Origin of the sequence: Serratia sp. CY31944, from assembly GCF_052169175.1 — a bacterium.
Taxonomy (GTDB): domain Bacteria; phylum Pseudomonadota; class Gammaproteobacteria; order Enterobacterales; family Enterobacteriaceae; genus Serratia; species Serratia sarumanii.
The window spans coordinates 36,105-51,025 of the sequence record NZ_JBJNLG010000014.1 but is presented as its reverse complement, the minus strand read 5'-3'; the positions used below and the strand labels follow the sequence as shown (position 1 = coordinate 51,025).

14 protein-coding genes are annotated in these 14,921 nt (G+C 62.8%); 3 read left to right on the top strand and 11 right to left on the bottom strand.

Features of this window, described 5'->3' with window-relative positions; genetic code table 11:
- Nucleotides 1–23: 23 nt before the first annotated feature.
- Nucleotides 24–563, bottom strand: coding sequence for a YfaZ family outer membrane protein (locus ACJ8IN_RS15380; protein ID WP_060427555.1), 540 nt, complete (start codon nt 561–563; stop codon nt 24–26).
- Nucleotides 564–901: 338 nt separating this feature from the next.
- Between ACJ8IN_RS15380 and katA the strand changes: the two genes are divergently transcribed.
- Nucleotides 902–2,338 (top strand): catalase KatA, encoded by a 1,437-nt coding sequence (gene katA / locus ACJ8IN_RS15375; protein ID WP_033648032.1) that lies wholly within the window; start codon nt 902–904, stop codon nt 2,336–2,338.
- 43 nt (nt 2,339–2,381) lie between these two features.
- On the opposite strand, the gene menE is transcribed toward katA, so the two are convergent.
- The 8 genes from menE to idnO all read right to left on the bottom strand — a co-directional run bounded on the left by menE (nt 2,382) and on the right by idnO (nt 10,642).
- Complete coding sequence (gene menE / locus ACJ8IN_RS15370; RefSeq protein ID WP_308325921.1) at nt 2,382–3,767, bottom strand: o-succinylbenzoate--CoA ligase; 1,386 nt, start codon at nt 3,765–3,767, stop codon at nt 2,382–2,384.
- The gene (gene menC, locus ACJ8IN_RS15365; protein ID WP_161764473.1) at nt 3,755–4,738 is read right to left on the bottom strand and encodes an o-succinylbenzoate synthase; all 984 of its coding nucleotides are present in this window, start codon (nt 4,736–4,738) and stop codon (nt 3,755–3,757) included. The genes menE and menC overlap by 13 nt, the downstream gene beginning before the upstream one ends.
- Nucleotides 4,738–5,595 carry a 1,4-dihydroxy-2-naphthoyl-CoA synthase gene (gene menB, locus ACJ8IN_RS15360; protein WP_033635308.1) on the bottom strand — a complete coding sequence of 286 codons (858 nt, stop codon included), beginning with the start codon at nt 5,593–5,595 and terminating at the stop codon, nt 4,738–4,740. Before menB ends, menC begins: the two co-directional genes overlap by 1 nt.
- Before the next feature lie 11 nt (nt 5,596–5,606).
- Nucleotides 5,607–6,377 (bottom strand): 2-succinyl-6-hydroxy-2,4-cyclohexadiene-1-carboxylate synthase, encoded by a 771-nt coding sequence (menH, locus tag ACJ8IN_RS15355; RefSeq protein WP_047571223.1) that lies wholly within the window; start codon nt 6,375–6,377, stop codon nt 5,607–5,609.
- Nucleotides 6,374–8,050: a 2-succinyl-5-enolpyruvyl-6-hydroxy-3-cyclohexene-1-carboxylic-acid synthase gene (gene menD, locus ACJ8IN_RS15350; protein ID WP_060427560.1), complete on the bottom strand. Its 1,677-nt coding sequence runs from the start codon at nt 8,048–8,050 to the stop codon at nt 6,374–6,376. Before menD ends, menH begins: the two co-directional genes overlap by 4 nt.
- A gap of 380 nt (nt 8,051–8,430) precedes the next feature.
- A complete protein-coding gene (elaB, locus tag ACJ8IN_RS15345) occupies nt 8,431–8,742 on the bottom strand; it encodes a stress response protein ElaB (RefSeq protein WP_025303653.1) in 312 nt (103 codons plus the stop codon).
- Between the two features lie 81 nt (nt 8,743–8,823).
- Nucleotides 8,824–9,855 (bottom strand): L-idonate 5-dehydrogenase, encoded by a 1,032-nt coding sequence (idnD, locus tag ACJ8IN_RS15340; RefSeq protein ID WP_039565013.1) that lies wholly within the window; start codon nt 9,853–9,855, stop codon nt 8,824–8,826.
- Between the two features lie 22 nt (nt 9,856–9,877).
- Nucleotides 9,878–10,642, bottom strand: a complete 765-nt coding sequence (gene idnO, locus ACJ8IN_RS15335; protein WP_033648038.1) for a gluconate 5-dehydrogenase — start codon at nt 10,640–10,642, stop codon at nt 9,878–9,880.
- Between the two features lie 268 nt (nt 10,643–10,910).
- Here idnO and ACJ8IN_RS15330 point away from each other — a divergent pair, with 268 nt between their 5' ends.
- Nucleotides 10,911–11,894 (top strand): LacI family DNA-binding transcriptional regulator, encoded by a 984-nt coding sequence (locus tag ACJ8IN_RS15330; protein ID WP_308325922.1) that lies wholly within the window; start codon nt 10,911–10,913, stop codon nt 11,892–11,894.
- On the opposite strand, the gene ACJ8IN_RS15325 is transcribed toward ACJ8IN_RS15330, so the two are convergent.
- Nucleotides 11,874–12,383, bottom strand: a complete 510-nt coding sequence (locus ACJ8IN_RS15325) for a DUF1097 domain-containing protein (RefSeq protein WP_033648040.1) — start codon at nt 12,381–12,383, stop codon at nt 11,874–11,876. The genes ACJ8IN_RS15330 and ACJ8IN_RS15325 overlap by 21 nt on opposite strands.
- A gap of 130 nt (nt 12,384–12,513) precedes the next feature.
- Nucleotides 12,514–13,749: an MFS transporter gene (locus ACJ8IN_RS15320; protein ID WP_101427175.1), complete on the bottom strand. Its 1,236-nt coding sequence runs from the start codon at nt 13,747–13,749 to the stop codon at nt 12,514–12,516.
- A gap of 288 nt (nt 13,750–14,037) precedes the next feature.
- Between ACJ8IN_RS15320 and ACJ8IN_RS15315 the strand changes: the two genes are divergently transcribed.
- A complete protein-coding gene (locus tag ACJ8IN_RS15315) occupies nt 14,038–14,913 on the top strand; it encodes a LysR family transcriptional regulator (protein WP_308325923.1) in 876 nt (291 codons plus the stop codon).
- Nucleotides 14,914–14,921 lie beyond the last annotated feature (8 nt).

The window sequence follows — 14,921 nt, the reverse complement described above, 5'->3', positions numbered from 1 at the left end:
CTGAAGGCCCCTTTTTCACAGCGTCAGAAGCTCAGACCCACGCCGACGTAAGGGCCATCGGCCAGCGTATTGTCGCGGCGCCCGTCTTTACCTTCCATCTGCATGTAACGGTAGCCCACGTCCACGCTCAGCGGGCGGAACTTCCAGCGCAGGCCGCCGCTGGCTTCGTTATAGGCCTTCACGCCGCTGGTGAAAGAGTCAGGGGCAAAGTAACCTTCGCCGTGCAGGCTGAAGTAGCGGTTGATCTCCCACTCCAGGCCGCCGCCCAGCGCCACCGCCCCGCCGCTCTTCCCGTCTTTCGGGCTGAGGTACAGCGCTTTGCCACCCACGGTCGCCGTCAACGGCCCCAGCGGCACGCCGAAGTTCAGCCCCACGCTGCCGACGTTACCGTCGTGGTCGCTGCGCGCCCAGTTGCCGGTCAGGCCCAGACCAGAAGAGCCGGTGCTCATGCCAACGCCCAGGTTGGTGTAGTGTTGCCCGGCTTCGCCCGACACGCTGATGGCGTTCGCCGCGCCGGTCACTAACAGCAATCCTGCCGCGCACGCGACCCAAGTCTTTTTCATCATATTTCCCTCTGGTTTGTCATCCGTACCGAATGATCGAATCAACGCATAATAATAACGTCACGAGTCTATACCAAAGCGCAATGAGTATTTAAGGGATAAAAGCGAAAAAATTCTTCAATAATCAAATAAATGTAAATATTTGCAAACAAGATTCTATATTCGTCAAGGCAATGCCAACGATAACCGAGACCTATTTGCCGTCGCTCGGCAATAGGGCTACAACTAGTAGTGGCTTTGACCAAGGTCAGGGGAAGAAGCCCCGCCAAAGGACTATGCTGATGAACGCTTAAACCGCCCGAGTCTTTACTTAACTGCACTACGATAAGGAGCAAGTGATGAGCAAGAAAGGACTGACCACCGCAGCCGGCGCCCCGGTTGTCGATAACAATAACGTGATCACCGCAGGCAAACGCGGCCCGATGCTGTTGCAGGACGTGTGGTTCCTGGAAAAATTGGCCCACTTCGACCGTGAAGTCATCCCCGAGCGCCGCATGCACGCCAAGGGATCCGGCGCTTACGGCACCTTTACCGTCACCCACGACATCACCCGCTACACCCGCGCCAAGATCTTCTCCGAGGTCGGCAAACAGACCGACATGTTCATCCGCTTCTCCACCGTCGCCGGTGAACGCGGCGCCGCCGACGCCGAACGCGACATTCGCGGCTTCGCCATGAAGTTCTATACCGAAGAAGGCAACTGGGATTTGGTGGGTAACGATACGCCGGTGTTCTACCTGCGCGATCCGCTGAAATTCCCCGATCTCAACCACGTGGTGAAACGCGATCCGCATACCAACCTGCGCAACCCGGTGTACAAATGGGACTTCTTCTCCCACCTGCCGGAGTCGCTGCACCAGCTGACCATTGACTTCAGCGATCGCGGCATTCCGAAATCCTATCGCCACATGCACGGCTTCGGCAGCCACACCTTCAGCTTTATCAATGCCGCCAACGAGCGTTTCTGGGTGAAATTCCACTTCCGCTGCCAGCAAGGCATTGAAAACCTGATGGATGAAGAAGCGGAAGCGATCATCGCCAAGGATCGCGAAAGCTCACAGCGCGATCTGTTCGACGCGATCAAACGCGGCGACTTCCCGCGCTGGAAGCTGCAAATTCAGATCATGCCGGAACACGAAGCCTCGCAGACGCCATACAACCCGTTCGATCTGACCAAGGTGTGGCCGCACGGCGACTATCCGCTGATCGACGTCGGCTATTTCGAGCTGAACCGCAACCCCGACAACTACTTCTCCGAGGTTGAGCAGGTGGCGATGAACCCCGCCAACGTGGTGCCGGGCATCAGTTTCTCGCCGGATAAAATGCTGCAGGGCCGTCTGTTCTCCTATGGCGATGCGCACCGCTATCGCCTGGGCGTCAACCACCACCAGATCCCGGTGAACGGCGCCAAATGCCCGTTCCACAACTACCATCGCGACGGCGCGATGCGCGTGGACGGCAACAGCGGCAACGGCGCCACCTACGAACCAAACAGCTTCGGCCTGTTCCAGGAGCAGCCGGACTTCAGCGAGCCGCCGCTGAGCATTGAGGGCGCGGCCGACCACTGGAATCATCGTGAAGACGACGATTACTACAGCCAGCCGCGCGCGCTGTTCAACCTGCTGAGCGCCGAAGAGCACCAGCGCATGTTCACCCGCATCGCCGGCGAACTGTCGCAGGTGCCGGAGCAAATCCAGCGCCGTCAGGTCGAGCTGTTCACCAAGGTGCACCCGGACTACGGCGCCGGCGTCGCCAAGGCGCTGGGGCTGAAATAACCCCCTGCCGTCATCCACTCAGCCGCCCTTTCGGGCGGCTTTTTTATGCCTGAGAGAGGCGCTGCGCCACCCATTGCTGCAACTGGCGGCGCGAAATCTTGATGCCGCCGTTTTTCAGCTCGTCAGGCAGCGGGAGCAGCGCCGCCGGGCGTTGGAAATTGGCCAGCTTGTCCTGCGACCAGGCGAGCAACGCCGCCAGCGACAGCGACGGATCGCCGTCGATTACCGCCACCGGCCGCTGGCCGAACTCGGCGTCCGCCGCCGGCACCACAAACGCCTGCGAGATCTGCGGGTGCGCCGCCAACACGCGTTCGATATCCTCCGGCTGCACCCCTTCGCCGCCGCTGAAAAACAGGTTGTCCAGCCGGCCCAAAATGCGCAGTTCCCCCTCGGCCATCGCGCCGCGATCGCGGGTCGCGAACCAACCCTGTTCATCCGCCAGCGGCTGCAGCTGGCCATGACGCCAGTAGCCGAGCGCCAGGCTGTCGGCGCGGATCCAGACCTCTTCGTCCACCAGTTTTACCTCGCGGCCGCTGAGCGGCAGGCCGACGCCCGGCCGCGCATCGGCGCGCTTGGCGCACACCGTGGAAGCCAGTTCAGTCAGCCCATAGCCGCACCAGCAGCGGATCCCCGCCGCTTCCGCCCGTTCGGTCAGCGCCACCGGGATCATGGCGCCACCGAGCAGCACCTCTTTCAGCGTCATGCCCGTCAGCGGTTGCGCCAGCAGCCGCCAGAGCTGTGTCGGCACCAGCGAGGCGTGCGTGCATCCCGCCAACGCCTCGGCCAGCGGATGCATCTCGCGCACCGCCAGCCGCGCCCCCGCCGCCAGCCAGCGCCAGACGATGCCCTGGCCGGAGACGTGAAACAGCGGCAGTGACAGCAGCCAGCAATCCTCGCGCTGAAAATCCATCAGCCGCAACACCCCGGCGGCGCTGGCCAGATGATTGGCGTAGCTGTGCGCCGCCGCTTTCGGCAGGCCGCTGGAGCCCGAGGTCAGCGTCAGCGTCGCCAGACGTTGCGCATCCCACATCGGCAGGTTCGGCCAGCGCGGCTCGGTCGAGGGCGGCGTCAATCGAATCACCTCTTCCGGCAGCGCCGGCAACGGATCCGGGCCGAAGGCAAAGATGATGTCCAATTCGGGTAACAGCTGTGCCAGCAGCGGCGTCGGCAAGGCAGGATTGAGCGGCAACAGGCGTGCGCCGCATTGCAGCAGCGCCAGATAGGCCAACAGCAGCGGGTAGCTGTTTTTACCGCACAGCGCCACGCCGCAGCCCGGCTCCACGCCCTGGTGCTGGAAGTCCGCCGCCAGCTCATCCACCTGGCCTTGCAACGCCAGCCAACTCAGCGGCCGCGCGCCAAGCAGCAGCGCCGTCGCCTGCGGTTGAAGGCGCGCCCAGTGCCGCCATGGCCAATCGCTTAACGGCGCCATAGGCACTCCAGCGCCGAGGCATCCAGCAGCGGCAATGCGCTACCCGGCCAAGGCCGCAGCACCTGCGCCTGCATCAACCCCAGCGTGTCCAGCCCCGGCACGGTGTCCGGCGTCAGCCAGCGGGCGATGCGCGCCAGCTGGGTTAATCCCAGGCTGGACTCGATGCTGGAACTGATCACCGCCGTCAGCCCCGCCGCATGTGCCTGCGCCACCAGCGCCTGGCAGCGCGCCAGGCTGCCGACCAGCGTCGGCTTGATCACGATGGCCGCCACGCCCGGCTCTGCCTGCACCACAAAGTCCGCCTCGCGCACGCTCTCATCCCAGGCGATGGCGATGCCGGTCGCCCGGGCGAAATCGCGCGATTCATCACGGGTCTTGCAGGGCTCTTCCAAAAAGGCGATGCGATCGCGCCACGCCGGGTTGACGTATTTGGCGAAGCCGTCGGCTTTGGCGCGGGTCCAGCTGCGGTTGGCGTCCAGCCGCAGCCGCAGATCCGGCAGCGCCTCCAGCAGCACGTTGACGATCATGCCGTCGCGCACGGCCTCATACAGCCCCACCTTCACCTTGGCAACTTTCTCGCCCGGCAAGGCGTTCAATGTCTCGAACAGCTCATCCGGATCGCCGGTACACAGCGGCGCCTTGCGGAAATCCGCCTGCGTTGGCAAGCGCTGCTCCAGCTCGGCCTGCGCGCAGCTGAGCCCAAAGGCCACCGAAGGCAGCGCGCTGTCATCCGGTTCGTTGCCCGCCAACCAGGCCTGCAGCCAGTCCAACGCGGCCTGTTCGGCCTGCGCCAGCGTTTCCCGGCTGAATTCCGGCAGCGGCGCGATCTCGCCCCAGCCTTCACGCTCGCCCTGACGCAGCTGCACCACCCATCCGTCACGCGTTTTCAACCGCTGATTGCGCAGCACCACGCCCGCCTCCATCGGCAGGCTGTAACGGTAAAGCGCCGCGCTGCGGTTTACCCCGTTCATTACGGGTTACGCTTGAATTTGCTGAAGTCCGGCTGACGCTTCTCGTTGAACGCGTTGCGCCCTTCCTGCCCTTCGTCGGTCATGTAGAACAGCATGGTGGCGTTGCCCGCCAGCTCCTGCAAACCGGCCTGGCCGTCGCAGTCGGCGTTCAGCGCCGCCTTCAGGCAGCGCAGCGCCATCGGGCTGTTCTGCAGCATTTCGCGGCACCAGCGCACCGTCTCTTTTTCCAAATCGGCCAGCGGCACCACGGTATTGACCAGCCCCATGTCCAGCGCGGCGGCGGCATCGTACTGGCGGCACAGGAACCAGATTTCGCGCGCCTTCTTCTGGCCGACGATGCGCGCCATGTAAGACGCGCCCCAGCCGCCGTCGAACGAGCCCACTTTCGGGCCGGTCTGGCCGAAGATGGCGTTATCCGCCGCGATGGTCAGATCGCACATCATGTGCAGCACGTGGCCGCCGCCGATCGAATAGCCGGCCACCATCGCCACCACCGGTTTCGGGCAGGTGCGGATCTGGCGCTGGAAGTCCAGCACGTTGAGGTGATGCACGCCGCTGTCGTCGCGATAGCCGCCGTAATCGCCGCGCACTTTCTGATCGCCGCCGGAGCAGAAGGCCTTATCGCCGGCGCCGGTCAGAATAATGACGCCGATGCCGTCGTCGTAACGGGCGTTGGCCAGCGCGTCGATCATCTCTTTAACCGTTTGCGGGCGAAACGCGTTGCGCACCTGCGGCCGGTTAATGGTGATTTTGGCGATGCCGTCGGCGGACTTGTGATACAGAATGTCTTCGAAATCGCCGGTGCAATCCTGCCAGGCGATGGCGGCATACAGCTGTTCTTCATTCGGATAAAGCATGTTCGGTTCCTTTAACCAGGGTTAACGAGAAAGGTCTGCAGCTCGGCGACGAAATCCTGCGGATTGGCCAGATGCGCGTTGTGCCCGGCCTGCGGCACGATGCGCAACGGCAACCCGGCGTCGCGCGCCAGCCGTTGAAATTTGGGGTCGTTCTCACCGCACAGCACCTGCAGCGGCACGGTCAGTTGGCGCAGCTGCGGCGCCAGATAGGGCTGCCGCCCGAGCGACGTGGCTTCGAGCATGTCGGCGATCGCCGGGCCGCTGTTGACCGAGCGCGCGGCGATCAGCGCCTGGCGGTGCACATGGCTAAGCTCTTTGAACACCGGCTGCTGATACCAGTCCGCCAGGACCTCGGCGATCGGCTCACTGCGAAAACGCGCCGCCCACAGCGCATCCTGTTCGCAGCGCCGGCGGCGCTGCTCTTCGTCCCCCAGCCCCGGGTTGCCGCCCTCGACGATCACCCCCTGCAGGCCGGCATGGCGGCCGTGGCAGGCGTGATACATGGCGATGCGCCCGCCGAGCGAGTAGCCCACCAGCCAATAGCGTTCGATATTGCGCAGCTGCAGCGTGGCGGCAATCTGCGCGCTGATGTCGTCGAAGCCGCGGCAGCTCACCGCCACGGAATCGCCGTGGCCGGGCAGATCGATGGCCAGCGACGGCCATTCCGGGCAGCGTGCGGCGATCACCCGCCATTCATTGTTGTTGCCGAGCAGGCCATGCAGCCACACCAGCCACGGGCGGTCCGCTTCGCCCTGTTGCAAAATTCGCGTCGCCAGCATCATTGCACCGCCATCTGTTGCACCAGGTATTGCAGGCTTTCGGCCCCCGCGCTCGGCGGCACCTGCAGTTCGATAAGCGTGGCGCCGCCGCGCCGCCAGCCTTGTTCAACCGCCTGTTGCAGCTGGCTCCAGTTCTCCGGCCGCGCGTAACCCAGCTGGAACATCGCCGCCGCGTGGCTGAACTCGACGTTCTGCGGCATGCAGTAAAAGCGCTGACGATCCTCTTCCGGCGTCGGCAGCAGCGAGAAAATTTGGCCGCCGTTGTTGTTGACGACGATCAGCACCGTCGGCGCCGAGCTCTGGCGCAGCAGCGCCAGCGCATTGAGGTCATACAGTGCGGAAAGGTCGCCCACCACCGCCAACGTCGGTCTGGCTGTGGCGCGCTGCACGCCGGCGGCGGTGGAGATCAGGCCGTCGATGCCGCTGGCGCCGCGATTGCTGAATACCGGGTAGGCGACGGGCAATGGCGTTAGCGCATCGATGAGCCGCACCACCAGGCTGTTGCCGAGAAACAGCTGGCCGTTCTCCGGCAGCAGCTCCGGCAGGCGGTGCGCCAGCTGCGCTTCGCCAAAGTTATCGTGCAGATGCGTGGATGCCGCCGTCAGCGCTTTATCCGCCAGCACGGCCAGCCCGGCGGCCCAAGGCTGGCGCGGCGGCGCCGGGTGCTGCGCCAACCACTGAGCCACGCCGGCGCGCAGGCGCCGCCCCCGGTGCTGGGCCGGATCGAGCCGCCCCGGCAGCTCGTCGATGACCCAATACTCTTCCGGCCGGCACTGAGCCTGCCACTGCAGCAGGCGTTTGCCGGTCAGGCTGCCGCCGAACTGCACCACCAGCTGCGCATCTTGCAGTACGCGCTGCGCCTGCGGATGAGCGAGCCACAAATCGGCGCAGGGCAGCGGTTGCCCGGTCTGCGACAGCACGTCGCCGATCAGCGGCCAGCCCAGCGTTGCGGCCCATTCGGCCACCTGCGCGCCCTCTTGCGCGCTCATGCGCCCGGCCAACACCACGCCGCGTTTCTGCCGCCAGAAGAACCAGTCCGGCTGCGGCAATGGCGCCGCATGCGTCTCGCTCTCCTGCAGCCACGGACGATCGCTCTGCCACCAGTCGCCCAGCGCGGCGGACCAATCGGCATAGTGACGTTCGTCGCCGCCGTACAGCGGCTCGGCGAACGGGCAGTTGATGTGCAAAGCGCCGTGCTGCAGGCGCGCCATCGCGCTGTCGACGCTGGAGGCCAGCCACGCGGCCGGAATATCCGGCGTAGGACGCGGCAGATCGATCGCCAGCGTCGGGTGGCTGCTGTAGAGGCCGTTTTGACGGATAGCCTGATTGGCGCCGCAGTCGATCAACTCCGGCGGCCGATCGGCGGTGAGAAACACCAGCCGCTCACCGGTCAGGCCGGCTTCGATCAACGCGGGATAAAGGTTGGCCGCCGCGGTGCCGGACGTGACGATCACCGCCACCGGCTCACGCGCCGCCTTCGCCAGCCCAAGCGCCAGATGGCCGAGCCCGCGCTCGTCAAAATGGGTATGACAGATAAACGATCGGTTAGCCGCGGCGGCCAGCGTCAGCGGCGTGGAGCGCGATCCCGGAGCGATACAAACATGCCGCACCCCATGGCGGGCCAGCGCCTCGAGCAGCACAGCCGCCCACCGGCGATTAAAAACACTTGTCGACATAGTTCGCTCACAAGTCAGTTAGCAGAGATCGTCTCCGGCGCAGCCGACGGACGCCGCGCCTGTAGTTACGCTCTGTATTATATGAGGTGTTATTTTCACGGCTTTTGCGCCAGCGCAAGAACGCCGTATATCCCTGGGTGTTTACACCAGATAATTATTTGATTTAGAACAAAAAACAAACAATAAACACACAAACACTTTACACTTGCGGCGGCGCCGGCTCAATCCGTCCATACAAAAACAAGGGAAATAGAGACGCTCCGACGGCGGCTAGCGGGAAGTATAGGCGGGATAAGGGAAAGCCAGCGGGGAAACGGCGAGATGAACAACACAGCCTGCAGAAAAGCACGAGGCGGCCTGCGCCGCCCCGATGCCGTGATTTATTTACGGGCCAGCAGCAGCCCCAGCACCAGCCCGACGGTGGCGCCGATGCCTACGCTGTGCCAGGGTTTATCCCGCACGTAGTCGTCGGTGCGGTGCACCGCTTCTTTGGCGCGCGCGTAGTAGGATTCGCCGGTGTTCGCCCAGCGCGCCTTAACCTCACTCAGCGCCTGCTCGGCGTGCGACTTGATGTCGATGTAGGCCTGATCCGCGCGATCGCCGGTGTATTGCAGCACTTCTTCCAGCGTCTCGGTCAGCATTCTCAGATCGTCATCCAGCGTAGTTTGCTCAGCATCCGTATGTCTTGCCATAGTGAGATCTCCGTGGTTGAAAAATTAAGCGTTCCTACACTATAGACAAGGATCGCAGCCTGCGGCCATCGGACTTTTACCCTAAAACACCAATTGCACCTTGGCGGCCTGGCGCTTATCGCCGGCAAACTCCAGCGCCTGCGCCAGTTGCCCGCTGGCGAACTCCGCCGACAGCAACGGCAGCGGATCGACCACGTCGTCGGCCAGCCACGCCACCGCCAGCGCAAACTCCGCCACGAAGCGGAAGGATCCGAGCAGGTTCAACTCCTTGGCGATCAACAACATCAGCGGAAAATCGGGGAAGCTGGCGCCCATGCCCACCTGCACCACGGTGCCTTTGGCGCGGGTGATCTCCAGGCAGCGCTGCAGCGACTGCGGATGCCCCGCCACTTCGAAGGCGACGTCGAAATATCCTTTGTCCTGCTGATAACCGCTAACATCGTCGTCCGCGGCATGCAGGCACCGATCGGCCCCCATTTGCCTGGCGATCGCCAGGCAGCGCGGGCTGAGATCGGCACAGACAATTTCGGCGGCGCCCAGCGCTTTCAGCGCCGCCACCAGCAGGCAGCCGATCGGACCGACGCCGGACACGAAGATCTTTTTCCCCGTCACGTCGCCGGGCTGCTTCGCCGCGTGGATCGCCACCGCCAGCGGTTCGGCGAACACCATCACCCTGTCGTCGCGATCGGCGCCGTAAGGAATGCACTGCGCGCTGTCCACCACTTTGTATTGGGTAAAGGCCCCGTCGACGTGCGGAAAATACATCGCGCTACCGAAAAAGCGCATCTCGACGCATTGATTGCTTTGCTGCGCCAGACAGTATTTGCACTGCCCACAGGGTTTGCTGGGATTGAGCGCCACCTTCTGCCCGACCGGCAGCTGCGGCGAATCGCTGGCGACCACTTCGCCGATCACCTCATGGCCCAGCACCATCGGCTGGCGCACCTGAAAATTGCCGACCCTGCCTTCCTGAAAGTAATGCAGATCCGAGCCGCAGATGCCGCCGCGGTTGATTTTCACCAGCGTTCCCTGCCCCCGGTAATCCACTTCTTGCGCAATCACCGCCACGTCGCGTTTGCCATTGACCACGCAGGACTGGGTTTGAATTTTCATCTCAACACTCCACGAAAAAAGGTTACACCGCCGCCGACATGCCGCCATCGACAAACAGCAGTTGCCCGTTGACGAAGGCGGAGGCGTCGGCGGCCAGGAACACCGCCGCGCCGATCAGCTCCTGCGGATCGCCCCAGCGTGCGGCGGGCGTGCGTTGGGTCAGCCAGGCGGTGAAGGCCGGATCGTCGGCCAGCGCCTGTGTCATCTCGGTTTTGAAGTAGCCGGGGGCGATGCCGTTGACCTGAATGTTGTAGCGCGCCAGCTCCACGCACATGCCGCGCGTCAGCATTTTCACCGCGCCCTTGGAGGCCGCATAAGGGGTAATGGTGTCCCGCCCCAGCTCGCTTTGCATCGAGCCGATGTTGACTATCTTGCCGCGCCGGCGCGGCACCATATAACGCGCCACGGTTTGCGACACGATGAAAACCGCCTTCTGGTTGACGGCGATGATGTCGTCCCAGTCTTGCTCCGGAAACTCGGTGAACGGGTGGCGGCGCTGGATGCCGGCGTTGTTGATCAAGACATCTATCGCGCCGATATCCGCTTCGATACGATCGATGGCAGCATGCACCGCCTGGGAATCGGTGACGTCGAACGCCGCCGCATCGGCGCGCAAGCCCTCTTCGCGCAGGCGATCGGCGGCGTGTCGGGCATGTTCGTCGGTGGTGGCGTTGACCAGAATATGCGCGCCTTGCTGCGCCAGGCCGCGCGCCAGCAGAAAACCGATGCCGCGCGAGGCGCCGGTGATCAAGACAATTTTGTTATCCAGTGAAAACAGGTTATTCATGGTGATTCCCGGCCATCAGGCCTCCAATCGGACAGGCCTCTATCTCAGCCGATTGTTACCGGTAAAAACGTGACGGAAATCACTGAACATCATGTTACGAAACCCTGTTACCCTTAACGTGATCACACGCAGGCGGCAAGCGGGCAAAAATCAGTTATCCAATTGAAAAATAGATATTTTCAATAGGAACGCATTCATTGTTATCGCCAAATCGATTTGTTAACATACCGCTATCCGCCCTTGCCGCGCCGCCCGTGAAGGCCACCGAATGAAACACCCCCGCGTTACGCTACAGGACATCGCGCAATTGGCCGGCGTGACCAAAATGACCGTCAGCCGCTTCCTGCGCACGCCGGAAAAAGTGGCGGCCAACACCGCCGAACGCATTGCGCAGGTCATGCGGGAGCTGAACGTCACAGATACCGATACCTCACAGGCCGGCAGAAAACCGCGCATCGGCGTGCTGATCCCCTCCTTCAACAACCAGATCTTCGCCGATCTGCTGGCCGGCATCGAATCCGTTACCCAAGCGCGGGGTTACCAAACGCTGGTGGTGAACTACGATTACAGCCCGCAGCGGGAAGAAGAGCAGATCGCACAGCTGTTGAGCTACCCGATCGCCGGGCTGATCCTCACCGACTCTGCGCATACCTTGCGCGCAGAGACCTACCTCGGCGCCGCCAAAATCCCCCTCGCGCAGGTGATGGATCTCGACGCGCCGCCGGGGCGGATTGCGGTGGGGTTTGATAATGAACAGGCGGGGTATGACATGACCGAAGCGCTGCTCGCCAGCGGCAAACGGCATATCGTTTACTTTGGCGCCATGTCGGACGCCCGCGACAATAAACGCTATCGGGGGTACTGCCGCGCCATGGCGGCTCAGGGGCAAACGCCGCGCCAGATCACGCCGCATCGGGTCTCTTCGGTTTCGATCGGCGCCGACATGCTGGCGATGGCGCGCGAACGCTACCCGCAGTTGGACGGTATCCTGTGCACCAACGACGATCTGGCGGTGGGCGTGTTGCAGGCCTGCCTGCGTCTCGGCGTGCGCGTGCCGCAGGAGATTGCGCTATCGGGTTTTCACGGCCTGGATATTGGCCAGGCGACCACGCCGGGCATCGCCAGCGTGATCACGCCGCGCTTTGACATGGGGAAAACCGCCGCTGAAATGCTGCTGCTGCGGATCGCGGGCGAACCCTGCGCCGAGCGCCACGATCTGCACTACCGCCTCTCACTCGGCGGCACCGTTTGAGCCGGCATTCGGGCTGACCGGCTGTGCGGCACGGGCTTTTTCGCTGCGCGCCGCCCACCACAGACCGCTGTTTTTCATCGCATAGCCAAACAGCAAGCCCACCAACAGAGAAAGCGTCACCAGCGGCCAATCTCCGCCGCCGGCGAAGGTCGCACAGGCGCCGATAAAGGTGCCGGGCACAAACCCCAGCCACTGCTGCTTGGCCTGAATGCACATCAGGAACGCAACGACGCCGGTCAGCAGATACCCCAGCAGCTCCCACTGCGGCGCCAGTTCGCTGCCGTGGATGATCGCCATTGCCCAGAAGACGCCGCTGCAGCAGGTCAACGCGCCGATCAACAGCCCTTTCAGCCCGCCCTGCGGGCAGGCGAAATACGCCGTGCAGCCGAGAAAACCGGCCCAACCGATCAGCCCCAGGCTGACGGCAACCCAGCCCCACACGCCGGAGAGGATCCCGGTAGTAACGGCAATGGCGAAAAGAACGTTCATAAAGTGACCCGCGACAAAAAGAAAGCGCGCAGTTTACCCGAAAGCCGGTCATTTCATGTGATTAAAATCACAATATAAATGCAATTAAAGAATGGTTAATTAAATAAAAGAGACTTAAATCACAAAATTATTAACGTGGGAACCCTACACGTACCGTCATCCATGCCAACAACAGGCATACCGTGGTGCTGCTCAGGAACAGCAGATGGGTTGCCTGCTGCAGATCGACACGGTCGACCACGATCCCCAGCAAGATCGGCACCCAGTTGGCGATATAAGCGATAACGTAAAACAGTGAAAGCAAACGCGCATGGCTGGCCGGCGGCGAAATCAGGTTTACCAGGGTCGCGCTGCCGACGAAAATGGCGCCGTAAGCATAGCCGGCCACCACCAGGCCCGCAGCCGCCAGCCACAGTGAATGCCATTGGATCGCCGCAGCGAATACCACCGCCGCCAGCACCTGCGCCAGGCAACCGAACAACAGCGAATGACGGGCGTTAAGGCGGCGGCTCAGGATCTGGCTAATACCGGCGATCAACAGATACACCGCAATCGCATAGCCAAAGACGCCCCGCTGGTGCATGCCTAACAGCGTTTCCGCCACGCTGGGGCCAATAGCCAAAATGCTGGCGGCCAGAGCCCAACAGATAAACAGCGCCCCGGCACAGACAAAGAATTTACCGCCGGTGATACGCAGGCCATCGAGCAGCGTGCTTTTTTCTGTCGCCGTCGGCGCAGCGCGGGTCGGTGCCGTAACCACGCCACGCGGCCACGAGAACATCACGCCCAACGCCGCCACGGCGGCAATGATCATGATGAAAATGAACGGCAGCGTCGTGGGATGAAAACCGGTCTGCAAAGCGATGCCGCTGAAGATCGGGCCCAGCGCCAACCCTGTGGTAAAGGACAACGTGGCGATCAGCGCGGCGTTTTTACCGCCGTCCTGTGGCCCAAAACGCACCAGGGCGATGTTTGCCGCCCCGGTCAATGCCCCGGTGCCCACCCCGGCCAGCAGTCGCGCCATGAGCATCATGACAAAGGTATCCGCCAGCGCAAACAGCAGCGCACCGCTCAACACCACCAGCAATGCCGGCACGATCACGCTGCGTAAATCCTTCACTTTGCCGGCCAGATTGCCGACGCCGAACAAAGAGATCAGTACGCCGGCAGCGTAGGCACCGTAAACGACGGTCAGGCTGACGGAACTCAGCGCAAACTGCTGCTGATACAGCGGATAAAGCGGCGTCGGCGCACTGCTGTTCAGCAATGCCGACATCAAAGCCAGCGCCAGGAACAATAAAATGGTCCTGCGCGACGCCTGAGCATTTTGCGGCGCCGCGATCTGGCTGGCGGTATTTTCTGACATGTTTCAACTCCCAAAGTCGGCAGACGGTGGCCTGCCATCGACATCTTTCTCACCCGGCGGGCCGGGAACGGGGCTTATCATAGCGTTACGGCGGCGGGCGAAGTATCGTCAAGAATGAATCACCCTGATGCATTCTTGCATCACCGGAGAAATAACCGCCGATGTGCAGGCCGCTAGCCGTCTTTCTCTCCCCCAGGGCAGAGCAACGCTTTATGATATAACCCGTTATCATTCGTCCGGCCCGGCCTGTTTCCTACGGCGCCGACAAATCTGCAGAGAGGAAATGGCATGATAAATTGGGACGACGCGCGCTTCTTTTTGGCCGTCGCGCGCTGCGGCACGCTACGCAAAGCCGCCAGCCAGCTGCATGTCGATCAGGCGACCGTCGGTCGACGGCTGTCCGCTTTCGAGGACGCGCTCGGTTCCAAGCTGTTTATCCGCACGCCGAAATCCTTCGCCCTCAGCCCGTTGGGGGAAGAAATGCTGGCGGACGTGATGAAGATGGAAAATGCGGTGCAGGCGATCAACCGCAAAGCCGCCAGCGGTGACGAAAGCCTGAGCGGCAACGTGCGCATCGCCACCACCGATACCCTGGCCGAAGCCTTCGTGATGCCGGCGCTGCAAGATCTGCGGGAACGCTACCCCGCCATCACCGTCACGCTGTTAACGGCGCTGAACATCGCCGATATCTCTTACCACGGCGCAGATTTGGCGATCCGTGGCGCCCGCCCCGATGACGATGAGCTGATCATCAAACGGTTAGCCACCATCGAAATGGGTCTGTACGCCAGCCCACACTACCTGGCACGGCGCGGCATGCCGCTCAGGGGCGAGCAGCTGCGCGGCCACGATCTGCTGATGTTCCCGCGCGAGCTGGTGCCGCGCCACTGGAACAATTTCTGCGGCGAGGCCCTGCACGAGCCCAACGTGGTGCTGCAATGCAATTCGCAGCTACTGCTGCGTTCCGCCACCCGCAGCGGGCTGGGCATCGGCCTGCTCTCCGCGTTTTTGGCGGACAAAGACCCGGAGCTGGTGCGCCTGTTGCCGGAGAACAAAGACTGGGTGGATATCTGGCTGGTGTTGCATCCCGATTTGCAACGCGCCGCCCGCGTGCGCGCGGTAGTGCAGGCGCTGGAAACCTCGTTTAGCGCCCATTACGGCTGAGTGCCGTT